Annotated in this window: 20 protein-coding genes and 1 tRNA gene; 8 read left to right on the top strand and 13 right to left on the bottom strand. The window is 61.5% G+C overall.

Translation table 11 applies throughout. From position 1 onward, the window contains the following. Window positions 1–5 precede the first annotated feature (5 nt). Window positions 6–152, bottom strand: a complete 147-nt coding sequence (locus LCM24_RS01570) for a hypothetical protein (RefSeq protein ID WP_224802464.1) — start codon at window positions 150–152, stop codon at window positions 6–8. After that, on the bottom strand, window positions 149–397 hold the full coding sequence (locus tag LCM24_RS01565; RefSeq protein ID WP_224802463.1) for a hypothetical protein: 249 nt from the start codon (window positions 395–397) through the stop codon (window positions 149–151). Before LCM24_RS01565 ends, LCM24_RS01570 begins: the two co-directional genes overlap by 4 nt. Before the next feature lie 69 nt (window positions 398–466). On the opposite strand from LCM24_RS01565, the gene LCM24_RS01560 reads away from it, so the two are divergent. Continuing rightward, window positions 467–658, top strand: a complete 192-nt coding sequence (locus LCM24_RS01560; protein ID WP_224802462.1) for a hypothetical protein — start codon at window positions 467–469, stop codon at window positions 656–658. A gap of 245 nt (window positions 659–903) precedes the next feature. Beyond that, complete coding sequence (locus LCM24_RS01555) at window positions 904–2,286, top strand: NAD-dependent succinate-semialdehyde dehydrogenase (RefSeq protein WP_224802461.1); 1,383 nt, start codon at window positions 904–906, stop codon at window positions 2,284–2,286. Window positions 2,287–2,315: 29 nt separating this feature from the next. On the opposite strand, the gene LCM24_RS01550 is transcribed toward LCM24_RS01555, so the two are convergent. The 7 genes from LCM24_RS01550 to yghU all read right to left on the bottom strand — a co-directional run bounded on the left by LCM24_RS01550 (window position 2,316) and on the right by yghU (window position 11,774). After that, window positions 2,316–3,830, bottom strand: a complete 1,515-nt coding sequence (locus tag LCM24_RS01550; RefSeq protein WP_224802460.1) for a tryptophan halogenase family protein — start codon at window positions 3,828–3,830, stop codon at window positions 2,316–2,318. 16 nt (window positions 3,831–3,846) lie between these two features. After that, window positions 3,847–5,640: a tetratricopeptide repeat-containing sulfotransferase family protein gene (locus LCM24_RS01545; RefSeq protein ID WP_224802459.1), complete on the bottom strand. Its 1,794-nt coding sequence runs from the start codon at window positions 5,638–5,640 to the stop codon at window positions 3,847–3,849. Then, window positions 5,637–6,425, bottom strand: a complete 789-nt coding sequence (locus tag LCM24_RS01540; protein WP_224802458.1) for a hypothetical protein — start codon at window positions 6,423–6,425, stop codon at window positions 5,637–5,639. Before LCM24_RS01540 ends, LCM24_RS01545 begins: the two co-directional genes overlap by 4 nt. 117 nt (window positions 6,426–6,542) lie before the next feature. Next, on the bottom strand, window positions 6,543–9,704 hold the full coding sequence (locus tag LCM24_RS01535) for a TonB-dependent receptor domain-containing protein (protein WP_224802457.1): 3,162 nt from the start codon (window positions 9,702–9,704) through the stop codon (window positions 6,543–6,545). Between the two features lie 192 nt (window positions 9,705–9,896). Continuing rightward, entirely contained in the window at window positions 9,897–10,682 is a 786-nt protein-coding gene (locus LCM24_RS01530; RefSeq protein WP_224802456.1) for an enoyl-CoA hydratase-related protein, read from the bottom strand. Window positions 10,683–10,799: 117 nt separating this feature from the next. After that, window positions 10,800–10,874 (bottom strand) — tRNA-Gln (locus tag LCM24_RS01525). 48 nt (window positions 10,875–10,922) lie between these two features. Next, window positions 10,923–11,774, bottom strand: coding sequence for a glutathione-dependent disulfide-bond oxidoreductase (gene yghU / locus LCM24_RS01520; RefSeq protein WP_224802455.1), 852 nt, complete (start codon window positions 11,772–11,774; stop codon window positions 10,923–10,925). Between the two features lie 91 nt (window positions 11,775–11,865). Here yghU and LCM24_RS01515 point away from each other — a divergent pair, with 91 nt between their 5' ends. From LCM24_RS01515 to LCM24_RS01505, 3 genes are all read left to right on the top strand, one after another. Further along, a complete protein-coding gene (locus LCM24_RS01515) occupies window positions 11,866–12,870 on the top strand; it encodes a DNA topoisomerase IB (RefSeq protein WP_224802454.1) in 1,005 nt (334 codons plus the stop codon). Between the two features lie 269 nt (window positions 12,871–13,139). Then, window positions 13,140–15,200 (top strand): NAD(+) synthase, encoded by a 2,061-nt coding sequence (locus LCM24_RS01510; RefSeq protein ID WP_224803437.1) that lies wholly within the window; start codon window positions 13,140–13,142, stop codon window positions 15,198–15,200. 109 nt (window positions 15,201–15,309) lie between these two features. Further along, complete coding sequence (locus LCM24_RS01505) at window positions 15,310–16,653, top strand: MFS transporter (RefSeq protein ID WP_224802453.1); 1,344 nt, start codon at window positions 15,310–15,312, stop codon at window positions 16,651–16,653. On the opposite strand, the gene LCM24_RS01500 is transcribed toward LCM24_RS01505, so the two are convergent. Together LCM24_RS01500 and LCM24_RS01495 are read right to left on the bottom strand one after the other, a co-directional pair. Continuing rightward, window positions 16,654–17,247 (bottom strand): FMN-dependent NADH-azoreductase, encoded by a 594-nt coding sequence (locus LCM24_RS01500; RefSeq protein WP_224802452.1) that lies wholly within the window; start codon window positions 17,245–17,247, stop codon window positions 16,654–16,656. It abuts the gene before it with no gap. Window positions 17,248–17,262: 15 nt separating this feature from the next. Next, window positions 17,263–17,964 (bottom strand): pirin family protein, encoded by a 702-nt coding sequence (locus LCM24_RS01495; RefSeq protein ID WP_224802451.1) that lies wholly within the window; start codon window positions 17,962–17,964, stop codon window positions 17,263–17,265. Between the two features lie 106 nt (window positions 17,965–18,070). On the opposite strand from LCM24_RS01495, the gene LCM24_RS01490 reads away from it, so the two are divergent. Next, complete coding sequence (locus LCM24_RS01490; protein WP_224802450.1) at window positions 18,071–19,000, top strand: LysR family transcriptional regulator; 930 nt, start codon at window positions 18,071–18,073, stop codon at window positions 18,998–19,000. Here LCM24_RS01490 and LCM24_RS01485 read toward each other — a convergent pair. Next, complete coding sequence (locus LCM24_RS01485) at window positions 18,997–20,076, bottom strand: branched-chain amino acid aminotransferase (protein WP_224802449.1); 1,080 nt, start codon at window positions 20,074–20,076, stop codon at window positions 18,997–18,999. The two genes, LCM24_RS01490 and LCM24_RS01485, sit on opposite strands and share 4 nt — an antisense overlap. Before the next feature lie 431 nt (window positions 20,077–20,507). Then, the gene (locus tag LCM24_RS01480) at window positions 20,508–21,083 is read right to left on the bottom strand and encodes a hypothetical protein (RefSeq protein ID WP_224802448.1); all 576 of its coding nucleotides are present in this window, start codon (window positions 21,081–21,083) and stop codon (window positions 20,508–20,510) included. A gap of 71 nt (window positions 21,084–21,154) precedes the next feature. Between LCM24_RS01480 and LCM24_RS01475 the strand changes: the two genes are divergently transcribed. Continuing rightward, entirely contained in the window at window positions 21,155–21,871 is a 717-nt protein-coding gene (locus LCM24_RS01475) for a TlyA family RNA methyltransferase (RefSeq protein ID WP_224803436.1), read from the top strand. 59 nt (window positions 21,872–21,930) lie between these two features. Beyond that, window positions 21,931–23,463 (top strand): acyl-CoA carboxylase subunit beta, encoded by a 1,533-nt coding sequence (locus LCM24_RS01470; protein ID WP_224802447.1) that lies wholly within the window; start codon window positions 21,931–21,933, stop codon window positions 23,461–23,463. The last annotated feature ends 51 nt before the right edge of the window (window positions 23,464–23,514 follow it).

Below are 23,514 nucleotides of genomic sequence, written 5' to 3'. Positions count from 1 at the left end.
AGAGGTCACGGATAGCCGTTTCCGGGACTTCCCTGAACCGCGCTGCGAGAGATTTCTCGACCGGAGCCTGATAACTCGGGGATGGGGGACTGCTCGTCATAAACGGCTTCGATGGGGAGAAAGCTCTCCATGAGGAAAAAGCGCGTTGTCATGCCTTCAGGCCTCGCGCATCCCAAACCCGCTCGCAATGCCGGTCGAATTGCTCGAGTGTTATGGCTTCGACCTCGAAGCTGTTGTCGAGGCGGGAAAGATAGGTCGCGTCCTTACTCAGATCCCGCGTTTCGTACGCCGGTACTTCGGCGCCGATCCGCCGGTGCTCCTCGTCAAAGACCACACGGATCGGGACGGAGTTGCCGAGGAGGTAATATTCGTACTTCATGACGGGTTTGGTGGTCATGATTTATTTTCACCTCTGTTATGTTACGCCGTCGAAAGTGCAAGGATCATAGTTTCAAGGCTGACAATAATGAAGGGACGCGCTCGGCAGGCTTTTGTCCATCTTATTTTGGCCATGGCTGCGGTGTCCGGCGCTCAAGCCAATAATCAAACAGTGGCAGATCCAGACACCCTGACCGAAGTGCAACGTCAAGCATTCGCAACCATTGATGCGCGTTCGTGCAGCGAGCGTTTCGTCATGGCGGCAAATCCCACCGCATAAACGCCCTTCCAAGTCTTTTCATTGAATTGCGTGAGATCGGCTTCACGCAATGCGTCACCGTCTGGAAGCCGGGTTGGAAGAGTTCGCCGTTCCAAGGCTGAGCCCAGCCAACCTCCAATCGTCTCGGGACCGACAGTCGCAGGGCGGCCTCGGAACACGGCAGTGCCGTCACCGTTGGCCACGTGAAGTCCAACCTCGCGAGCGACGCCCACGAGCGCTTGCCCAACGACCAGAAAGTCCCTCCCATGAGTACCATCCAGACCAAGAACCCTGCGACCGGGGAAAATCTGCAGACCTATGACCTGATGAGCGAAAGAGAGGCGTTCGGGATCGTCGAGGCTGCGCATGAGGCGTTTCTGGACTGGCGCAAGAAGTCCCACGAGGAACGCGCGCCATATCTGCGCAAGATCGCCGAGGTCCTGAGAGACAATGCGGACAAGTTTTCCGAGCTCATGACCAAGGAAATGGGCAAGCTCTACAAAGACGGGAAAACCGAAATCGAGATTTGCGCCCGCATTTGCGAATACACGGCCGACAACGGTCCGGAGGCGCTCGCCGATGAGGAACGCCAGCACAGTGGCGGCAAGAAGCGCGGCATCGTCACCTACTCCCCAATCGGCGTGATCTACAGCGTGCAGCCGTGGAATTTCCCGGTCTACCAGCCCATGCGGGTGCTGGCGGCGAACATCATGGCCGGAAACGCCGTCGTCCTGAAACACGCATCGATCTGCACCGGCAGCGGCCTGTTGCTGCGCGACCTGTGTCTCGAAGCCGGACTGCCCAAGGGCCTGTTCGACGTGATCCTTGTCGGCCACGATGTATCTGACAAGATCATCGAACATGATCTGGTCCGCGCCGTGACCATGACCGGCAGCGATGGCGCAGGCAGCCATATCGGCGAACTGGCGGCCAAGAACCTCAAGAAGACGGTTCTGGAGCTCGGTTCGAACGACGCTTACCTCGTCCTCGAAGATGCCGACATCGATCTGGCAGTGAAAACCTGCGTCCAGGGCAGGCTGTATAACAATGGCGAAACCTGCGTGTCGGCCAAGAGGTTCGTGGTGACCGACGCCGTCTATGACGATTTCGTATCGGCATTCGTCGAAAGCATGAAATCGGTAAAGATGGGCGATCCCTTTGACGAGGACACCCAGCTAGGCCCGGTGTCGAGCGAAGAGCAATTCGATACGCTGGTCGAGCAGGTCGGCAAGAGCCTCGATGGAGGGGCGACCCTGCTGTGCGGCGGCGATCCGGACAAGGACGCGCAAGGATGCTACTATCCCGCTACGGTGCTCGCCGATTGCAAGCCGGGCACTCCGGCCTATGACGACGAACTCTTCGGCCCCGTCGCCTCCATCATTCGTGCCAAGGATGACGAGGACGCGATGCGTATCGCCAATGACAGCCGCTATGGCCTTGGCGGCGGTATCTTCACCAAGGATGAGGACAAGGCGATCCGCCTGGCCCGCGATCATTTCGACACCGGAATGGTGCGCATCAACTCGTTCGGGGCGGCAGACCCGAACATGCCTTTCGGCGGGGTCAAGGATTCAGGTTATGGCCGCGAACATGGCGGCTTCGGCATGAAGGAGTTCGTCAACGCAAAGGCCATTTTCCTGCCATCGTAAGGCGATTGCTTGCCTGACGTGACCGGGGCCTATGACGATGCCCCGGCCATGCGGGCCAGGAACTCTCTGTGATCGGGCAGTCCCTCGGCGCTTTTGCGCAGCGAGCTGGCGATATGGGCGATCCGGTCCGCGATCGGTTGCGGCTGCGCACGCGCCGTTGCCGGATGAGGGCGGGACGGTTCGAGATTCTGTCCCAGCAGCAGCGAGGTCCACGACCCGAGCTGGAAGAGATGACCTCCGTCGATGGCCACGCTTCCGTGCGAACGCCAAAGTTCGAGGATCGTCGAAAGGGTATCGGGCAATTCCATCGTTCGGCAATGACGCCAGAACTCGCTGTCGTCGCGCTGCGTCACCGCATAGTGCGCGATCACGAAGTCCCGGACTTGCTCCCATTCCTGCTGCGTTTGCGCATTGAAGCGGCCGCGCAGGACAGGGTCGATCGCCTTGGTCGGGAAAAGCTCTACCAAGCGTTCGAGGCTGGCCTGGACCAGATGGATACTGGTCGATTCCAGCGGCTCCAGGAAGCCGGCGGCAAGGCCGATCCCGACGACATTGCCTGCCCAGGCTTCCTGCCGCCTGCCGGTCCGGAATTTGATCAGGCGCGGGTCGCCGCGCAGATCGCCCGATACGGTCGCCAGCAGGCGCTCAGTCGCCTCGTCCTCGCTCGAGAACGCGCTTGAAAAGACGTGGCCGTTGCCGGTCCTGCTGCGAAGCGGGATGCGCCATTGCCAGCCAACGCTGTGGGCGATGGCCCGGGTCATCGGAGATATCGTTTCGCCCACGTTTTCGGTCTGCACGACGAGCGCGCGGTCTGCAGGCAGCCAATGACTCCAGTCGTCAAAGGGCACTTCCATCGCCTCGCCCAAAACGAGGCTGCGGAAACCGGAACAGTCGATGAAGAAGTCGGCATCAAGGGTGGCGCCGCCATCCAGGCCGACTCCTGTGACTTCCCCCGTGTCGGAAGCGCGGTGGACGGCGACAATCTTTCCCTCGGTCCGCTCTACACCGCGGCTCTCCGCGACCTTGCGCAGATACTGCCCATAACTGAGGGAATCGAAGTGATAGGCGTGGGGGAGCAGTCGGGAAAGTTCGCTGCCCGGGCGCTGGTCGATGGCAAAGCGGTCGCGATCGGCGGCGGCCCGGCCAAGGAACAGCTCCTGCCACTGCGGATAGTCCGGCCCACCCGCATCCTTGCCCAGCAGCCACCAGTGATGGAGGCGCACCATCGCATCGAGTTCCTGGCCGACATGTCCAAAGGCGTGGAGGTATCGATCGCCCGGCACGCCCCAGTTTTCGAACTCGATACCGACCTTGAAGGTGGCATCGGTGGCCCTGACGAACTCGAACTCGTCGATCCCAGCCAGGCGGTTGAATTCGCGAATGGGCGGGATTGTTGCCTCGCCGACACCGACCGTGCCGACCGCTTCGCTTTCGACGAGTTCGATCGCCACGGTGTCGGAGAGCGCACGCGACAGATAAGCGGCTGCCATCCAGCCTGCAGAGCCTCCGCCGACAATCAGTATCTTGCGAACAGGGTCGGTCATCGCGCTTCCCTATGTCTCAGCTTGCGGCCAGCTCACCCAAGGCGTCGGACAGTGGGGCGAGATGCGCCTCATAGTCTTTCCATGCCCCGATCCCCTTGCGGTTCAGGGGCTTACGCACCTGTTCGGAGCTGGCCGTTGCCACCGCATCGGAGGATTGGTGGAAGGCGAGCATTGCCTCGTCGTAGGAAACGCCGAGGAATTCGCACACATCGCCGAGCACCTCCTGCGGACGGTCCACGAGGTTCTCATATTCGACCAGCATGATCCGGTCGGGGAACCGCTCGCGCAGGGTATCGGTGAGTTGCGTATAGGTGCGATAGAAGCTCGCGATATCCTCCAGATCGCTGGAAGCCGCATGGCCGCGTGCGAACAACGTGCGATAATTCGACCAGCAGCAATCCATCGGATCACGCCGGATATCGATGATTTTCGCTTGCGGCAGCATACGCAGGATCAGGGGCAGGTGGCGCCAGTTCATGTGCATCTTGTCGATGATAATGCTGGCATTGCTGCGCATCATCTCGCGTGCACGATTGCGATACCATGTGCCCATGGAGGCAAGCGACTGGTCGTTCAGCCCGGCTATCGTTTGCGGAAGAGCGTCGCGGCCCTGGGTCAGCATCAGGCGCTGGACCATGTGGGAGACGACCTGCAATTCCCCGAGAGGTTCGATGGCGTCCGACTGACCGAGCATTCGCTCAAGTAGGGTCGAACCTGCCCGCGGCATACCCACCACGAAGAGGGGGAGGGGGGACGCGTTCTCGCTAACATCTTGCGGTGCTGCGGAGATCGAGCTCGCGTGATCGAGGTGCCTCGTCATCAATTCCTGGAACTCGGCTGCATCGAAAGGATCGGCCTCCCGGCGCTTCCGGTTTCCGGCTTCGAAATGGGCGAATGCCTGGTCAAAATCCTTCCGCGCGTGATGAGCCATTGCGAGGGCGAAGTGGAAATTGATCTCGCGTTCGCCCTTGAACCCGGCTGTTTCCAGTCGCCTGGTCAGATAGGCGATATCGTCATCGGAGAGACTGGAAGCGTCGAGATCGGCGAGGCTCCACCACGAGCGCGCATGATCGGGATCGAGCTCGAGCGCCTTGCGATACGCCTCTTTCGCCTCATCGCTCCGCCCGACGAAGCGCAAGGCGTCTGCATGGTCGGCACGGAAATCGGGCGATTTCGGCTTCAGATCGATCAGCCGCTGCGTCGTCTCCACGCAGCCCTCGAAATCGCCAGCGCCGGTCAGCAGGCGGTTCTGAAGCGAGAGAAGGCCGATATCGTCCGGGTTAGCGGCAATGAGCGGGGCCAGCGTCTTGCGAGCCTCGGTCAACTGGTCCGACAGCATCAAGCCGTTGACCAGCAGCACAGCCGCGTGAGCGAAACCCGGCGCGCGATCGAGGACCATCTTCAGCATGGGGATCGCCTTGTCATGCAAACCGATACCCAGAGCGCTCTCGGCAGAGAGGACTATTCCAGCGAGATCTCCGGGAAAGTCCTTGAGATGTTTGGCGGCAAGATCGCTCGCCGCGGGGAAATCACCCGCATTGAGTGCCTTGGCCGCCTGCGCCAGAACGGGATACCGGCGCGCTTCATCGATAGCGAGAAGCTCGGCCTTGGCGGCGAAATCCGCCTCGCCCCTTGCGCGATGGGCGGCAGCGGCAAGGCGCAGGGCACGCGGTTCGCGCCCGTCCTTGCGCAGGATGACCTGAGCCTGCTTCAGAGCCAGCGCAGGGTCGGACTGGAGCAGTGCGGCGCCGCGGGCCAGGGCGTCGTCGAGCGAGCCGCCGACGGTTTCGACTGGGCGTCCGCCGCTCATTGCGCGTACCCCAGGATGGTGCGCAGGCGCGGTGATACGAGATCGACGATATCACGCTGTGCCTGGGGGAGCGTGTCGGGAATGCTGACCCCGCGCATGGTCAGGTTCTGCCGGGCCGTACCGCTCTGCTCCGGATCCGCACCGATGCGGACCCGCTCGCGCCAATCGTCGGGCATGGCAATGCCGCAGGCTTCGAGGAGGTTGGCGAAATAGGCTTCGCTTTCGTCGCTATCGAGGTTCTTCACCGCCTCGCGCAATTCCTCGAACCTGACGAGGTATTCGCCCGTGCCGAGCCAGGCGACCGCGTTGAAAAGAAAGGTCTCGTGCAACCCGGGGCTCTGTCGCGGAAGGCCGAAAATCACGACATTCATAAGCTCCTCTGCGGTGAGCGGGGCCTTCTTGAGGATATCGAGATCGCCGGAAAACTCGTCGGACAGCATGAAGCGGGCCATTGCGAGAACCCAATCGTAGGGATCGCGCACGAGGAGGATGCGGCGCGCGCCACCCGTGGTCGCAGCCGAGATATCGGCGAAGAAAAGGTGACCCCAGCTGAGCTTGGCGGGCGGACCGTCGAAAGCCGCGACGTGGCGCTTGAGATTGGCGAATTGGATGAAGTCGGCGTTGTACTGGTGTTCCACCGGTACGAACATGCGAATGATGTTGCGCAGCAGATGGCTGCCGGACTTCGGAAGGCTGTTCAGGAATACCGGATGATCGAGCGGCGTCTGCGGGAACTCCGCATTCCGTTCGTCCAGATTGTCCGGCTTGACGTGGATTGTTTGCATGCCAGCCGGATTAAGGGTGCGGGCGCAAAGTGCAAGGCTGGCGAGGGTTTCTACCGCGCAAAATAAAAGGGGCGATGCCTTCCGGCACCGCCCCCGATTTTTAGCTAAGCGAGACGCTTAGAAGTTGATGCCTGCACGCACGAACAGACGACGGCCGAGCCAGTCATACTGCGATGCGAACAGCGGCGTTGCACCACCGACAGTGGTGATGCCGGACACTTCAGGCGGACGCGTGTCGAAGATGTTCGAAACACCGGCGGTGATCTCGAAGCGGTCTGCGAATTCCTTCGTCAGCGAGAGGTTGTGATAGAACACGGCATCGGTACGCGGACGAACGCAATATTCGCCGAGGTAGACGAATTCTGCGATCGGGCTCGTTGCCGGGCTGCGGCAAAGCGTGCCGAAGTCTTCGATGTAGTCTTCTTCGCTCGACGAAGCGCCGATGATGTCCAGACCGTAAAGAAGGTTCCAGCCCTTGTAGTCATAGCCGAGGTTGATGTCGGCCGTGAACTTGGGATCGCCAACTTCACCGTTGAAGTCTTCGAATTCGCCAAGACGCGCAACCGTGTCTTCCAGCTGGTAGGTAGCCTGAGCAAGCAGCTGGATGCGACCGGCATCACCGAAGTCGTGGCTTGCACGGACAGTGAAGTCGATACCGCGGTTCAGCTGTTCATCGACGTTGATGAACTTGCGGAAGATGTTGCGGATGTTGGTCGGGTCGCCGTCCTGGCCACGCTCGAAGAGATCACAGAACGGGCTGTTCGGGAAATCTTCGGAGTCATAGCACGAACGGAGGATCGACGTCGGCGTAAGCTGAGCGATTTCGTCCTTCACCTTGATATCGAAGTAATCGATGGTGATGGCGAGGTCGCTGTCCGAACCGATGTACGGCGTCAGGATCGTGCTGGCCGTGATGGCGCGCGACGATTCCGATTCCAGGACGCCGACACCGCCAGAGGTGAAGACGCTGGCCTGGATACCGGCACCGGTACGGTCATCGTCGAGACCTTCGGCAGCGCAGTTATCAGCGATACGCTGCGTAATTGCACCTTCTGCGAGGTTCTGACCCCAGTTGACGCACGGGTCGACAGTCTGGCGAGCGCCGCTGACCTGGTCGGCCAGGAAGAGCTCGAACAGGGCCGGTGCACGGTAGGACGTACCGTAGGTTGCGCGGAAACGCAGCCAGTCGTTGACCTGCCAGTTACCCATCAGCTTGTAGGTGATGTTGCCATTGTCGGAGTCCGAGAAGCCGTCCGAACCACGGACCGAGTTCACGTTCGTGACACGAGCCGATGCCGACAGGACGAGGTCCTGGACCAGCGGACGGTCGCGCATGAGCGGAACTTCGATTTCGGCGAACGCTTCGGTCGTCTCACGATAACCGAAGGTGTTGCCCGAGGAGAACGGGTTCGCGAAACCGTTGTCTACGAACGGACGCTCGTAACCGTCATCTTCCGGCGACAGGGTCGGGTCGAAATCGGGGTTCGGAGCATAGGTGATGTGACCCGGAAGGTCGTTGATGTCGTCACGGCGGTAGACGGCGCCGGCTGCGAAGCCGAGCCAGCCTGCCGGCAGTTCGAACGCCTGGCCCGAAACCGAAGCTTCGACGAAGACCTGTTCGTACAGGGTGTTACCGACTTCCGTTTCCGTGAAGTAGGCTTCTTCTTCGTCGGTGAAGTCACCGGCCATGATGCGCGGATCGACCCAGTTGACCTGGAGACACTGCTTGCCGCTGATCGGCGTGACGAGGCCCGCACAACCGGCACCGAAGGCGCGGTTGGTCTGCTGGCTGATAACGTCCTGCAGGATCTGGTCGAGTGCGTAGTCACCGTCGGAACGGCTGTACTGACCGTGGATGTCGAAACCGATACGGTCGCTGAAGTCACCCGTCAGGCCGAGGACCGCGCGATAGTAATCGACGGTGATCTCGTTGTCGTAGTTGTCCAGGATACCGGTCGGCGACAGGAACTGGAAGTTGCCGTTCCAGCCCGGGAACGGATCGTCCGGATCGCCTTCGTCGTACTGCTGCGTGTAGCCGAAGTTGTAGAACTGGCTGTAGCTGTCGACGTAGGTACGACGCTGGTTGAACAGGCCTTCACCATAGAGGCGAAGCGTGTCGGTGATGTCGAACGAACCTTCGACGTAAGCGGTGTAACGCTCGGTCTCGGGGATGACGGACGACTTCTGTTCAAAGGGGTGGTAGCTGTTGGTCAGCGCCTGGGACAGCGGATCGTACTTGGCGACCGGATACCAGCCTTCGGGCGACGAAATGTCGAACGCGCCGGTGATCGGGCCCGGACGATCGAGGTACTGGCCCAGATTGTCATTGCCGTAGCTGAACTGCATGAGCGTTGCCGGCGAGTTCGTCTGCGGAACGTTGCTGGCGTAGTATGCCCACACGTGACCCCAGGTCGTACCACCGGTACAGGCAAGGTCGCCGGTTCGCGGGTCGATCAGGTCGACACGCTCGTCACCGTCTTCGGTGCGGAACAGGTAGTCGTAGTCGCAACCGAGATAGTCGCGGTCCTGGCGCTCGAGTTCTTCCTGGCGATAATATTCACCGGCGAACATGATGTGGCCACGGTCGAATTCCTTACCCCAGGCAGCGGAGACCTGGTAGATTTCGCCACCGCTTTCGAACGGCATGGTAACCGAGCCGTCGAGCTCGAGACCGTCGGTCGAGCGCTTGGTCAGCAGGTTGACCACGCCGGCCACAGCGTCCGAACCGTAGATCGACGATGCGCCGTCCTTCAGGATTTCCACCGACTGGATGATCGAGGAGGGAAGGACGTTCAGGTCGAACGAGGCAACGCCGCCACGCGTACCGGCGGGGCCTGCACGACGCGAGTTGAGCAGGACGAGGGTACGTTCCGCACCCAGGCCGCGCAGCGAGATCGTTTCTGCACCCGGACCACCGTTCGAAACGGAGTTGACCGAAATTGCGGAAGTGATCTGCGACGAACCGCTCGCGATGGGCGAGTTCTGTACGATCTCGGCGACGTCGGTGGCGCCGGTGCGGCGAGCGATGTCGGGATCGATGATCTGGAGGGGCGAAGAGCTGGTCGCTTCGCTGCGACGGATACGCGAACCCGTAACGAGGATGGTGGTACCCTCGGGGACTTCCTGACCTTCTTCCAGGATTACGACTTCTTCGTCTTCCTGAGCGTCAGCGTCCTGGGCCACGGCTGGCGAAGCCAAGGTTACGGCGAGTGCAGCCAGGCCGGAGCCTGCCAGCAGGCGCGTAGCCTTAGGATTCGCACCGTAAATGCGAGTATTCATATATTCTAAACCCCCTAAGCAAACCGGGTTTTCCGGTGTTGGCGATTCCCAAAAATTGCACTGCCCTGAAAGGCAGCGCAGGCGTTAATGCTGGCACTACTGCGGAAGATCGGTTGGAAAACAATCAACGAGCGCGGTTTTTGCCCATTTTGATGAGGCCTTGTTGTCTTTTCGCCACAAGGCAGCGCCGGATCAGCTTCCCTTGAATTCGGCCTTGCGCTTCTGGAGGAAGGCGAGCGCGCCTTCGACCGCATCCTGGGTGCTGCCGGCGATACGCTGCGCGTTGGCTTCTGCCGCCAGCGTCGCCGGGAAATCGGCCTGCAAGCCGTCGCGCAGGGTGCGCTTCATCTGGCCGATTGCCACCGTGGGGCCATTGGCCAGTCGCTCGACGAGAGCCTGCGCCTCGCCCGCCAGCGCGTCGTCTTCGACGCAGCGGTAGATTAAGCCGATACGCTCCGCTTCCTCGCCGTGGATTTTCTCACCGAGCATCATCATACGAGTGGCTTGGGCAGTGCCGATAAGGCGGGGGAGCATCCAGCTCGATCCGCCATCGGGGACCAGACCGATGTTGACGAACGCCTGGAGGAAGTACCCGCTCTTGCCTGCCAGCACGAAATCCGCAGCGAGGGCCAGCGAGCAGCCGACGCCCGCGGCAGGGCCCTGGACCATGGACACCACCGGAACAGGCAGTGTCGCCAAGGCCTGGATCATCGGGTTGTAATGCTGGCTCAGGGACGCAAACGCGCGATCGCCACCACTGACGGACATTTCGGCATTCGCGGCCAGGTCGGCGCCCGAACAGAAGGCGCGGCCTTCACCGCGCAGGAGGACGGCGCGTGCATCGCCGATATCGCGGATTGCCGTGAAGATTTCGTCCGCCATTTGCGGGGGGCAGGCGTTGAGGCGTTCGGGACGATTGAGCGTAATCGTAAGAATGGGCCCGTCGCGTTCGGCCTTGATCATTTCGAAATCGCTCATGGGTCCTCTATCTCCTATCCCTTGTGTCCGACCCGTTTGGTCAAAAGGGTGCGCAAATGCAACCTAGTTCGCTCGCAAAAGCGAGCGAGGGACCGGTATCACAAGAATGGAGAAGAGTGGCTGGGGTGGCAGGGATCGAACCTGCGAATGCCGGTACCAAAAACCGGTGCCTTACCACTTGGCTACACCCCAGCAGGCGGGCGCTCCTATAACGTGCCCGCCGTCAATGTGAAGGGGGGATTAGAGCTTCTTTCCTTCAAAATCGGCTGCCGAGTGACGCTCTAGCAACTGCGTGTCTTCATCGCCCCATGCCTTGTTGACGATCCGGCCGCGCTTAACCGCCGGGCGGTCGGCGATCTGCTTTGCCCAGCGCGCGACGTTTTCGTACTCGTGGATAGAGAGGAAGGTCTTTGCCTCGTTGTAGATCGTGCCTTCGACGAAAGGCGCCATCCATGGCCATGCCGCGATATCGGCGACCGTGTAATCCTTGCCGCCCAGATATTCACTGTCCGCGAGCCGCTTATCAGCGACATCGAAGAGCCGCTTGGTTTCCATGGCGTAGCGGTTGATGGGGTACTCGAATTTCTCCGGCGCATAGGCGTAGAAGTGGCCGAAGCCGCCCCCGATAAAGGGCGCGCTGCCAATCTGCCAGAACAGCCAGCTGAGCACTTCGGCGCGCGTGTGGTCTGTCGGGAGCAATGCGCCGAACTTTTCAGCGAGATGCATCAGGATCGCACCGCTTTCGAAAATGCGGACGGGCTTGTCGCCGCTGCGGTCGAGGAGGGCGGGGATCTTGCTGTTGGGGTTCACGTCGACAAAGCCGCTGGTGAATTGCACGCCGTCGCCGATATTGATCGTGTAGGCATCGTATTCGGCGCCGGAGTGGCCGGCTTCCAGCAGTTCTTCCAGCATGACGGTTGCCTTCACGCCGTTCGGCGTTGCCAGCGAGTAGAGCTGGAAATCGTGCTCTCCGACCGGCAGATCCTTCTGCTCGCGGGCACCTGCTGTGGGAGCGTTGATACTGGCGAAGCGCCCGCCGTTTTCGGCATCGTGGGTCCAGACTTCGGGCGGGGTGTAAGTCGCATCGGCCATAGTGATCTCCTTTTTGGTCGGGCTAATTCACCCTTCCATTCGTCGCAAGGTGGGGAACCGCTACACGCTTGCCACGGTTCTTCCCTTCGCCATGACGAAGCTCATCTATGTAGACGACAGCCTGCCCGGCATCACCCGCAAGGGAGCGGGCAAGGGCTGGGCGTATTACGATCCCAAGGGCGAGCTTATTCGCGACCGCAAAGAGAAGGAGCGGCTCAACGCCATTGCCCTGCCGCCCGCTTACGAGGACGCTTGGTTCTGCCCCGCGCCGAACGGCCATATCCTCGCGACAGGCCTGGATGCGAAGGGACGCAAGCAATATCGCTATCACCCTGAGTTTCGTGCTGCCCGCGAAGGCGAGAAATTCGATGGCTGCATCGCGTTCGGCGCGTTGCTCCCCCTCGTTCGCAAACGGGTTGAAGAAGATTTGCGCGGCCGAAAACTGACCCGCGACCGGGCAGTGGCAAGCGTGGTGCGACTGCTCGATCTCGGCGCGGTTCGTGTCGGCAATGAAGGCTATGCCGAACGCAACAAGAGCTTCGGCGCGACGACTTTGAGGCGGCGGCATGCAGAGGTGACCGGCAAGACGCTGCGCCTTCGCTATCGCGGGAAGTCCGGGAAGCAGCGTGAAGTGACGCTGACCGATGGCAGCCTCGCCCGGCTGGTGCGCAAGATGCAGGACCTGCCCGGCCAGAACGTCTTCAAATACGTCGACGATGACGGCGAGGTGAACCCCGTCGGTTCGAGCGATGTGAACGCCTATCTCGAAGAGGCCATGGGCGAGCGCTTCACGGCAAAGAATTTTCGCACCTGGCATGCAAGCGTGCTGGCCTTCGAGTGCCTGCGCCAAGGCGAGGGCAGGCTGCCGATCAAGGAATTGCTCGATTGTGTCGCGCAGAAACTCGGCAACACCCCCGCCGTGACGCGCAAAAGCTATATCCATCCGGCCGTGATCGATCTGGTCGGTCGTCAGGAGGAATGGCGGGCTTCGCTGAAGCTGCCTCGTGCGACGCAGTGGCTGACGCGGGACGAGCGCGGGCTACTTGAGCTATTGCAGGATGCCCCCGACGTAGCGGAGTTGCTTGCTGCGGCTTGATCCTTGCGTGAATTATCTTTTCGGGATAATCGCGAGAAATGCATAAAGCAGGACAGAAACTCAAGGCATGGCGGCAGGCGCAGAAACCACCCCTGTCCGCAGAAGAGTTCGCGTCCCGTCATGGCTTCAAGACGCAGACCGTGTTCGGCTGGGAAAGCAAGGGCCGCATCGCCCGCGCACAGGCCCAGCGCACGCTCTCCGAACTCGGAATTTGTGAGCCTGCGGACTGGATAGAGCCTGCCGAAGACCAACAGAAAGAAACGCGACCCATGGCCAGCGGTGACACGCATCCCTTTTTCGATTTGCACACCCACGGCTTCGTGCGCGTCGCAACCGCCACGCCGAAAGTGCGCACTGCGGACATCGCCTACAATGCCCAAGGCATAATCGAGCAGGCCGAAAAAGCGCATGAGCAGGGCGTCGATCTCCTGCTTTATCCGGAGCTGAGTCTTTCCTCCTACGCGCTCGACGACCTGCATTTGCAGACCGCGCTTTTGGAGGCGGTAGAGAGGCATCTTTCCGAAATTCTCGAACGGTCGCGCACGCTCGCACCGGTGCTGGTCATCGGCGCGCCGCTGCGGCGGAACGGGCGGATCTACAATTGCGCCATCACCATCGCCAAGGGGCGTATCCTCGGCGTGGTGCCCAAAAGCTACCTGCCGAATTACCGCGAATTCTACGAAAAGCGCTGGTTCAGCCATGGCCGCGATTGTGTCGGGCTGGAAATCGATGTTCTGGGCGAGACGGTGCCGTTCGGAACGGACATCGTCTTCGAAGCGGAAGATCTTGCCGGCTTCACCTTCGGTATCGAGATTTGCGAGGATTTCTGGTCGCCCAATCCGCCCGGTACGCTTGCCGCGCTGGCCGGGGCGACGATTCTGCTCAACCTGTCCGCATCGAACATCACGATCGGCAAGTCGGACGAGCGGCACATGCTCACGCGCGCCAGCTCTTCGCGCTATGTCTGCGCCTATGCCTATTCCGCCAGTGGTTACGGCGAAAGCACCACCGATCTTTCATGGGACGGGCAGGGCATGATCTACGAGCTCGGCGACTTGCTGATCGAGAGCGTGCGTTTCGATCACGAGCCCGAACTGTGTGTGACAGACGTCGACACGCGCCGCATCCTTGCAGAGCGCATGCGAATGCAGACCTGGGGCGATGCAGCCGATGCGGCGGGTCGCCCGGAAGACTGGTACCGCACAATCGGGTTCGAGCACGGCGCGGCGCCAAAAGACAACGGACTGGTGCGACCGATCCGCCGCTTCCCCTTCGTCCCGAACCGTCAGGAGAAGCTGGACGAGGATTGCTACGAGGCTTTCAATATCCAGGTTGACGCCCTGATGCGCCGGATCGAAGCGACGCGGCCAAAGTGCCTCGTCATCGGCATCTCGGGTGGACTCGACAGCACCCATGCCTTGCTGGTCGCCGCCAAGGCGATGGACCGCCTGGGCCGCCCCCGCACCGATATTCGCGGCTACACCATGCCCGGCTTTGCAACCTCGGACGGGACCAAGTCCAACGCTTGGAAGCTGATGAAGGCGTTCGGCATCACCGCGGAAGAAATCGACATCAAGCCGACGGCGACGATGATGCTGGAGAATATCGGCCACGCCTTCGCCGACGGACATCCCGTCTACGACACCACCTTCGAAAACGTCCAGGCGGGCCTGCGCACGGACTACCTCTTCCGCCTTGCAGGACAGCATGGCGGCTGGGTGATCGGAACCGGCGACCTGTCCGAACTCGCGCTCGGTTGGTGCACCTATGGCGTCGGCGACCAGATGAGCCACTATGGCGTCAATTCCGGCGTGCCGAAGACGCTCATTCAGTATCTCATCCGCTGGACCACGACGACGCACCAGTTCGACGATCATGTGGACGAGGTATTGCTCGACATCCTTGACACCGAAATCAGCCCCGAGCTGGTTCCCGCGGGCGAGGATGGCACGATTCAGAGCACGCAATCGATCATCGGCCCGTACGAATTGAACGATTTTTTCCTGCATCATGTCATTCGCTGGGGGCAGAGCCCGAGCCATGTCGCCTTCCTTGCCTGGCACGCATGGAAGGACGCCGAGGCAGGACAGTGGCCGATCGATTTCCCCGAAGATGCCAAGAACGCCTACGACCTGCCCACCATCGCCAAGTGGCTGGAAAACTTCGTGAATCGGTTCTTCGGCTTCAGCCAGTTCAAGCGCAGCGCCATGCCCAACGGGCCAAAAGTCAGCGCGGGCGGCGCGCTTTCGCCACGCGGTGACTGGCGTGCGCCCAGCGATGCCGTAGCGGATCTGTGGCTCGATGACCTGAAGCGAAACGTGCCCGGCTGACCTTGCGAGATCGCCCGCGATAGGGCAGCACTAGGCCAATCGGATCGTAGGGACGCGATCGGCCAAGGGCAGATAGCCAGCCGTCACTCATGCTTATGGGGGCTAAGCGATGGCATCTGCCGCGTCCGGAAAATCACTGATCCTTGAAGACAGCCAGCGCTTGCGGCTGTTCACCCTTTTCATTCTCTACGTCGGGCAGGGCATGCCGATCGGCTTGTTCTGGTTCGCGGTGCCGGCATGGATGGCCGTGAACGGGGCGCCTGCGGCCGATGTCGGCTCCGTGGCTGCGCTGACGGCGCTTCCGTGGTCGCTCAAGCTCGTCAACGGGTTCATCATGGACCGCTATACCTTCCTGCCCATGGGGCGACGCAGGGCGTGGATCCTCGGTGCGCAGCTCGTGATGATCGCATGCCTGCTGATCGCAGCGCTAATAGACCCTTCCGTGAAAGACGTCGCAATTCTCGGCGGTATCGGCTTTGCCCTGAACCTGGCGACGACGTTCCAGGATGTGGCGGTCGATGGCCTTGCGGTAGACATCATGACCGAGGATGATCGCGCGCGAGGGTCCGGCATGATGTTCGGCGGTCAGGCGATCGGCATCGCCGCCGCAACGGCCATTTGCGGTTTCGTAATCGGGGACTTCGGAGCGCCAGCGGCATTCCTGATCGTCGCCGCCCTGATTTTTGTCCTTTGCGTTTACATTGCCTCTTTCAGGGAGCGGCAGGGCGAAAGGTCGATGCCGTGGAGTAGCGGCAGGGCCCACGAGAGGAACCTGGAAATCCAGCTCGATGCCTGGTGGCCGCTGCTCAAGTCCACGTTCAACTCGATGCGAAGGTCGTCGAGCCTCTTGTGGCTGCCCTGCCTGTTCGGGCGCGGGGTCCTCTATGGCGGCTTCGCAGGTGCGACACCGCTCATCGGGGCCAACTATGTCGGCTGGGACACTGCCGAAATATCCAGCCTGACCGCAACAGCCGGCCTGCTTGCCGGCGTGCTGTGCATGACGCTCGGTGGCTGGCTCGGAGACAGATATGGCGCGAAGCGGATCGGCATCATGTGGGTGGCGTCGGGCATCGCGATGTGCGCGGTCATGTTCGGAGCGATCGAACACTGGAGCAACTCGGCCGTCTTCATGGCGTTCGTCTATTTCTGGATCCCGCTCGACATGCTGATCACGGTCGCATTGCTGCCGATCTCGATGCGGCTATGCGACCCGACCGTCGCAGCGACGCAGTTTACGATCTACATGGCGGTATCGAACTTCGGGATTTCGTTCGGAGCGTTCATGCTGGGCAAGACAGACGCGCTTGGCGGTCTGCCGTCGATATTCATCATCGTGGGTGCCGGACTGTCGATTGCGCTGCTGCTGTTGCTGACAGCGAAATTCCCGCGCCGCCCTGAATATTATGAAATCCAGAAGCGGCGCGAGATAATGGCGGCTCACAAGCCTGCGTAATCAGGCGGCGAGGCGTTCGACCTCTTCGTGGGCTTCGGCGATCTTCTCTTCGCCGCCTTCACCCATGATGCCATCGGCAGCGACCATTTCGACATCGGTGATGCCGAGAAAGCCGAGGAAGAATTTCAGCCACGGGCTCATGAAGTCGATCTCGCTGCCGATCGGAGTGCCGCCCGACGCGATTGCGATATAGGCCTTCTTGCCGGTGAGAAGACCTTCGGGGCCGTTGGCGGTGTACTGGAAGGTCGTGCCAGCGCGGGCGACGAGGTCGGCCCACGCCTTTACCGTGGCGGGGACGGCGAAGTTGTAGACCGGCACGCTGAACACGATGGTGTCGGCTGCCTTCAGTTCCTCGATCAGCTCGTCGGCAACCTTGGCCAGTTCGTGCTGCTCGGGCGAACGTTCGGCATAGGGGGCCAGGTTTGCCGCAAACCGCTCTGCATCGATGAACGGAATGTCGTTCTTCGCGAGGTCGCGGGTGACAACCTGGGCGTCCTGCTTGGCTGCGAGGTTTTCGACCAGCTTGGTGCCGAGGCTGCGCGATACGCTTTCGCCGTCACGGATACTGGCGGTGATGTGAAGGATAGTGCTCATGTGTCTGTCTCCTGTTCAGGCCGCATCGACGAGGACGAGTTCGCTGTCCTCGAGAGCGGTAATGGTGATGCTGTCTTCCTTGGTGATGGCGATGCCGTCGCGGGCTTTCGCCTCGATATCGCCGATGCGGATGCTGCCGGTCGCCGGCACGAGATAGAGGTGCCGCTCGGCAGTGCGCGGCGTGTAGGTCACGCTCTCGCCAGCCTTGACCGTTGCACCCAGAACACGGGCATCGGTCCGGATATTGAGGGCGTCGTCGTCGTTCGCGGCTCCACTGGCGAGCGGCACGAACTGGCCGGCGCGGTCGCCCTTGGGGAACTTGCGTGCGCCCCAGCCGGGCTGGCCGCCGCGTTCCGAAGGAATGATCCAGATCTGGAAGAGCGTGGTTTCCTCGTCTTCCAGATTGAATTCCGAATGCTGGACGCCGTTCCCGGCGCTCATCACCTGGACGTCCCCTGCTTCGGTGCGGCCTTCATTGCCCATGCTGTCGCGGTGCGTGATCGCGCCGGTGCGGACATAGGTAATGATTTCCATGTCCCGGTGCGGGTGCGTCGGAAAGCCGCTTTTCGGCGCGATGATATCGTCGTTCCAGACGCGCAGGGCGCCCCAGTTGACGCGCTCCGGATCATGGTAGCCGGCGAAAGAAAAGTGGTGGTTCGCATCGAGCCAGCCGTGGTTGGCCTTGCCGAGCGTATCGAAAGGGCGGTGTTCGATCATTTCGGGTCTCCTCGAAGGGATTGCTTCGTTGGAGCTACAGATAGCGATTGCTCTTTGTTTCGATAACTGCGATAAAATGCGTTAAGATGTTCAGGAAATACGAACAGTGAAGCTTGGCGAGCCTAGCCTCGACCAACTCCGCATCTTTCTCGCAGTGGCCGAGGAGGGGAGCTTCGGCGCCGCAGCGCGCAAGATGGGCCGGGCGGTCTCGGCCGTGAGCTACGGCGTTGCCCAGATGGAAGCGCAATTGGGGGTCACGCTGTTCGAGCGCGAAGGCTCGCGCCGACCGGTGTTGACGGATGACGGCAAGGCGCTGCTCCCTGAAGCCATGGCCGTAACCGACGGTGTCGACACGCTCCTTGCGAAGTCGCGAAGCCTCCATGCCGGCCTCGAGAGCGAGGTTTCGTTGGTCGTCGACGTGATGCTGCCGGGTGAAGTGACGGCGGGGGTGCTGCGCGAATTTCGCAAGATGTATCCCAATGTCGCCCTGCGACTACAGGTGGAAGCCTTGGGCGCTGTGGAAGCTTGCCTCATCGGAGGCGGGGCGGATCTGGCGATCGGCGGTCCGCTGATGGCCGATAGCGCGGAACTTGAACGACAAGCCGTCGGCGCCGTCGAACTGGTCCCCGTTGCTGCCCCCGATCATCCGCTCGCGCGCGCCGGCATCAAGCCGGGGCAAAGCCGCAAGCACCTCCAGCTCGTACTGTCGGACCGCTCGCCGCTTTCGGAAGGGCGTGAATTTTCGGTGCTGTCGCCGCAGAACTGGCGCCTCGCAGACCTCGGCGCGAAGCACGCGCTGCTCAAGGAGGGAATCGGCTGGGGCAATATGCCGCGGCACATGGTGCGCGGCGATCTTGAGGAAGGCAGGCTGTGTCTGCTGGACCTCCCCGAAAAACCTGGGGCGAACTATACGCTCAGCGCGCTTTGGCGCCGCGATGCGCGGCCAGGCCCTGCAACCAGCTGGCTTATCGATGCAATCAGGGACCGACTGGCGGCGTGCGAAGGAGTGGAGCCTTCGGTGACGGCCCGGCCTTAGAGCTTCGTGACCCAGCCGTGCGTATCGTTCACGGCGCCCTTCTGGATGCCGACCAGCTTTTCGCGGACCTTGTTGGTGATCTGGCCGGTACCGCCAGTGCCAATGGTGAAGTCGCCATCAGGGCCAAGAACAGTGCCGACCGGCGTCACGACCGCAGCGGTGCCGCAGGCCATCGTTTCCAGCAGCTTGCCGGTGGTCGCATCCACGCGCCACTGGTCGATGCTGTATGGCTCTTCGCGAACGTTGAGACCCTCTTCGCGCAGCAGCTGGATCAGGCTGTCGCGGGTGATGCCCGGCAGGATCGTGCCCGTCAGCGGCGGAGTAATGACCGTGCCATCGTCGAATACGAAGAACAGGTTCATGCCGCCCAGTTCTTCGATCCATTTCTTTTCGACCGCATCGAGGAAGACCACTTGGTCGCAGCCGTTCTCGATACCCTCGGCCTGGGGCACGAGGCTGGCAGCATAATTGCCACCGGTCTTCGCTGCGCCGGTCCCGCCGGGCGCAGCGCGGGTATAATTGCGGCTGACCCAGATCTTCACCGGCTTCGCGCCGCCCTTGAAATAGGGGCCGACGGGGCTCGCAATCAGGATATATTTGTACTGCCTCGCGGGGCGCACGCCGAGGAAGGCCTCGGATGCGAACATGAAGGGGCGCAGGTAAAGCGAGCCGTCGGGATCGCTCGGCACCCAGTCCCGGTCGGCGGCGACCAGCTGGCGGATGGATTCGAGGAACAGCTCTTCCGGCAATTCGGGCATCGCCATCCGCCGCGCGCTCGCATTGAAACGCCGCGCATTCTGTTCGGGACGAAACAGGCCAAGCGTGTCGTCGCCGTGCTTGTAGGCTTTCATCCCTTCGAAAATTTCCTGCGCGTAATGCAGCACGGCCGCCGCAGGATCGAGGCTGATCGGCTGGCGGGGTCCTAGTGTCGCCTGATGCCATCCACCCTTGTCCGCATCATAGTCGATGACGACCATGTGATCGGTGAACAGCTTGCCGAAACCGGGGTCCAGGAGAGCCTGCTGGCGGGTCTCGCCGGGGACGGGGGCGGGGTGGGGAATGTGCGCGAAATCCATGACGCGCGGTTAGTGTGAAGGGCGCGCGGGCGCAAGTATCGAGACCCTCAAATGAGAAGGGCGACCCTCGCCCGTAGGAGGATCGCCCTTCGCATGGTCAGCGGTCGGAAGCGCCGCTCACGTAGCCTTACTCGGCAGGAATGTTACCGAATATGCTCCGTAGGGATCTTCACCGACCTCGCTACTGAACCATGAGACATCGGATCACCTCCTTTCAAGCTTGTGAGCTAGACCGCCGTTTCACTGGTGGCCAAGACCGCGTGTGCCGCTGATCTTGCTTACAATTTGTTGCGGATAAGGGGTGAAAACAAGGCTTGTAAAAAAGTTATCCCACGTCAGAATTGGCGTTTGTGGCTCGGGACGAATCCCGGGCCTTTTTCGTATCCGCCGACAGGGTTGCGATACGGAGGTTCGGCGACGTCCGAATCAGTCTAACGGCAATCCTCGATCACTCGCGTAACTTCGGACCATGCCGGCAGGTAAAGCGGCGGCGAATTGCTTGTTTCCACAGCGAATCGTCCGCGTGTCAGGGCCATGGCATCGAGCAGCGGATCGCGAGGTTGAAGTTGCGTCCTGACCCCGCCGCCCTGAAATACCGGCAGCGCAGTCAAAGTTCGGTCAGCCGTCTCGGTGCGAATTGTCACTATCCGCTGCTCCGAATTCTCGATTTGCGCGCCTTGTGGGCGCGGACTGATTATAATTTCAATCTGCCTTTGGTCCGGATCGCAACCGAGCGCGAACAGCGGCTCATTCAAATCCGGCCCGAAACTCGCGACGGAACCACGTCCGACTTTTCGATACGACCAGTCCCCTGCGGTTTGCGGGGCATCGATCCAGTTTTCGGTGACGGGAGCCTGCGCCACCGGTGTCGGTGTCGGCGTCGGCGACGGGGTGCTGACTGGCGCAGGGCTGGGCGCGGGCGTCGGCTCGGGCGAGGGCGGGATGCAGCCTGCAAGGCCGATGGTCAGGGCACAGGCGGCGGCAAATTGTCCGTAGATCGGTTTCATACCGGTCCAATGCGCGCTAACGCCCTTGGTTTCAAACGGAGTTTGCTGTGGCGAAGAAACGTCTCGACCAAATGCTTGTCGATCGCGGCCTGGTGGAAAGCCGGACCCGTGCGCAGGCGCTGGTCATGGCGGGGCTGGTATTTTCCGGCGAACAGAAGCTTGCCAAGCCCGGTCAGCAATTGCGTGAGGACGCGCCGCTCGAAGTGCGCGGGCGCGACCATCCATGGGTAAGCCGCGGCGGGATCAAGCTGGCTCACGCGATCGAGCACTTCGGTCTCGATCCGAGCGGGGTCACCGCGATGGACATCGGCAGCTCGACCGGCGGCTTTACCGATGTGTTGTTGCAGGGCGGGGCTGGCCACGTCTTCGCTGTCGACAGCGGCACCAACCAGCTGGCTTGGAAGCTGCGGCAGGACGAGCGGGTTACGGTGCTGGAACAGACCAGCGCACGCATCCTCACGCCCGAGATGATCGACCGGCCCGTGACATGGGTGGTGTGTGATGCAAGCTTCATCGGTCTGTCGAAGGTGCTTGAACGACCACTCGAACTTGCCGAGCAGGACTGCCGCCTTGTCGCCCTCATCAAGCCGCAGTTCGAGGTCGGGCGCGAGGAAGTGGGCAAGAAAGGAGTGGTCAGCGATCCCGCCTTGCACGCCCGCGTCTGCGAGGAAGTCCGGACATGGGTCGAGGGTCTCGGCTTCGAGGTTCAGGGCATTGTCGAAAGCCCCATCACGGGCCCGGAAGGCAATGTCGAATTCCTGATAAGCGCCCAGCGAGGCCACGCCTGACATTGACGCTTCGCCACTGCGCGCTCTAGGCGCTTGGCGAGAGATTTTACGGAGAGAGCATGTCCGCCAATATCGCCGAAATGGAACGTCGCCGCGAAGCCGCCAAGCTGGGCGGGGGCGAGAAACGCATCGCCGCACAGCACGCCAAGGGCAAGCTGACCGCGCGCGAACGCCTCGACGTGCTGCTCGATGAAGGCAGCTTCGAAGAACTCGACACCTATGTCGAACACGACTGCGTCGACTTCGGCATGCAGGACCAGAAGATCCCCGGCGATGGCGTCGTCACCGGATCGGGCACGATCAACGGCCGCCTGGTCTACGTGTTCTCGCAGGATTTTACTGTTTTCGGCGGCTCCCTTTCCAAACGACATGCAGAGAAAATCTGCAAGGTCATGGACACTGCAATGAAGGTCGGCGCGCCGGTGATCGGCCTTAACGACAGCGGCGGCGCGCGCATCCAGGAAGGCGTGGCTTCGCTGGGCGGCTATGCCGAAGTGTTCCAGCGCAATGTGCTCGCCAGCGGCGTCGTTCCGCAGATCAGCCTGATCATGGGGCCGTGTGCAGGCGGGGCGGTGTACAGCCCTGCGATGACCGACTTCATCTTCATGGTGGAGGACAGCTCCTACATGTTCGTCACCGGTCCCGACGTGGTGAAGACGGTGACCAACGAGGTCGTCACGCAGGAGGAACTGGGCGGGGCGAAGACGCACACCACCAAGACGAGCGTCGCCGACAACAGCTTCGAAAACGATATCGAGACGCTGCTCGCGACGCGCAATTTCTTCGATTACCTGCCGCTGTCGAACCGCGAGGAAGTGCCGGAACGTCCCACGGCCGACGCATGGGACCGCGAGGAGCCGAGCCTCGACACGCTGATCCCCGACAATGCCAACCAGCCCTATGACATGCACGAAGTCATCCGGAAGACGCTGGACGAGGGCGACTTCTTCGAAATCCAGCCGAACCATGCGGCCAACATCATCTGCGGCTTCGGCCGGGTGGAAGGGCGCACGGTGGGCGTGGTGGCAAACCAGCCGATGGTGCTCGCCGGCGTGCTCGACATCGCTTCGTCCAAGAAGGCCGCGCGCTTCGTGCGTTTCTGCGATGCATTCGAAATCCCGATCGTGACTTTCGTCGACGTGCCCGGCTTCCTTCCCGGCACGGCGCAGGAACACAACGGCATCATCAAGCACGGCGCGAAGCTGCTGTTCGCCTATGCCGAGGCGACCGTGCCCAAGATCACGGTGATCACCCGCAAGGCCTATGGCGGAGCCTATGACGTGATGGCCTCCAAGCACCTTCGCGGCGACCTCAATTACGCCTGGCCCACCGCCGAAATCGCCGTCATGGGCGCGAAAGGCGCGGTGGAGATCATCTTCCGCCAGGACCGCGACGACCCCGACAAGATCGCCGAGAAAACCAAGGAATACGAAGACCGCTTCGCCAACCCCTTCGTCGCGGCACAGCGCGGCTATATCGACGAGGTGATCTACCCGCACTCCACGCGGCGGCGGATTGCGCTCGGGCTGAGGAAGCTGCGCACGAAGCAGCTCGAGAACCCGTGGAAGAAGCACGATAATATCCCTCTTTGACATCTATCTACCTTGGCTAGTCGCGGCGGCAACTTTACTTGCCCTCGTTAC

Origin of the sequence: Qipengyuania aquimaris, assembly GCF_020171965.1 — a bacterium.
GTDB classification, from domain to species: Bacteria; Pseudomonadota; Alphaproteobacteria; order Sphingomonadales; family Sphingomonadaceae; genus Qipengyuania; species Qipengyuania aquimaris_A.
Note: the sequence above shows the minus strand (reverse complement) of the source record. Positions and strands in the feature narration are given on the sequence as shown.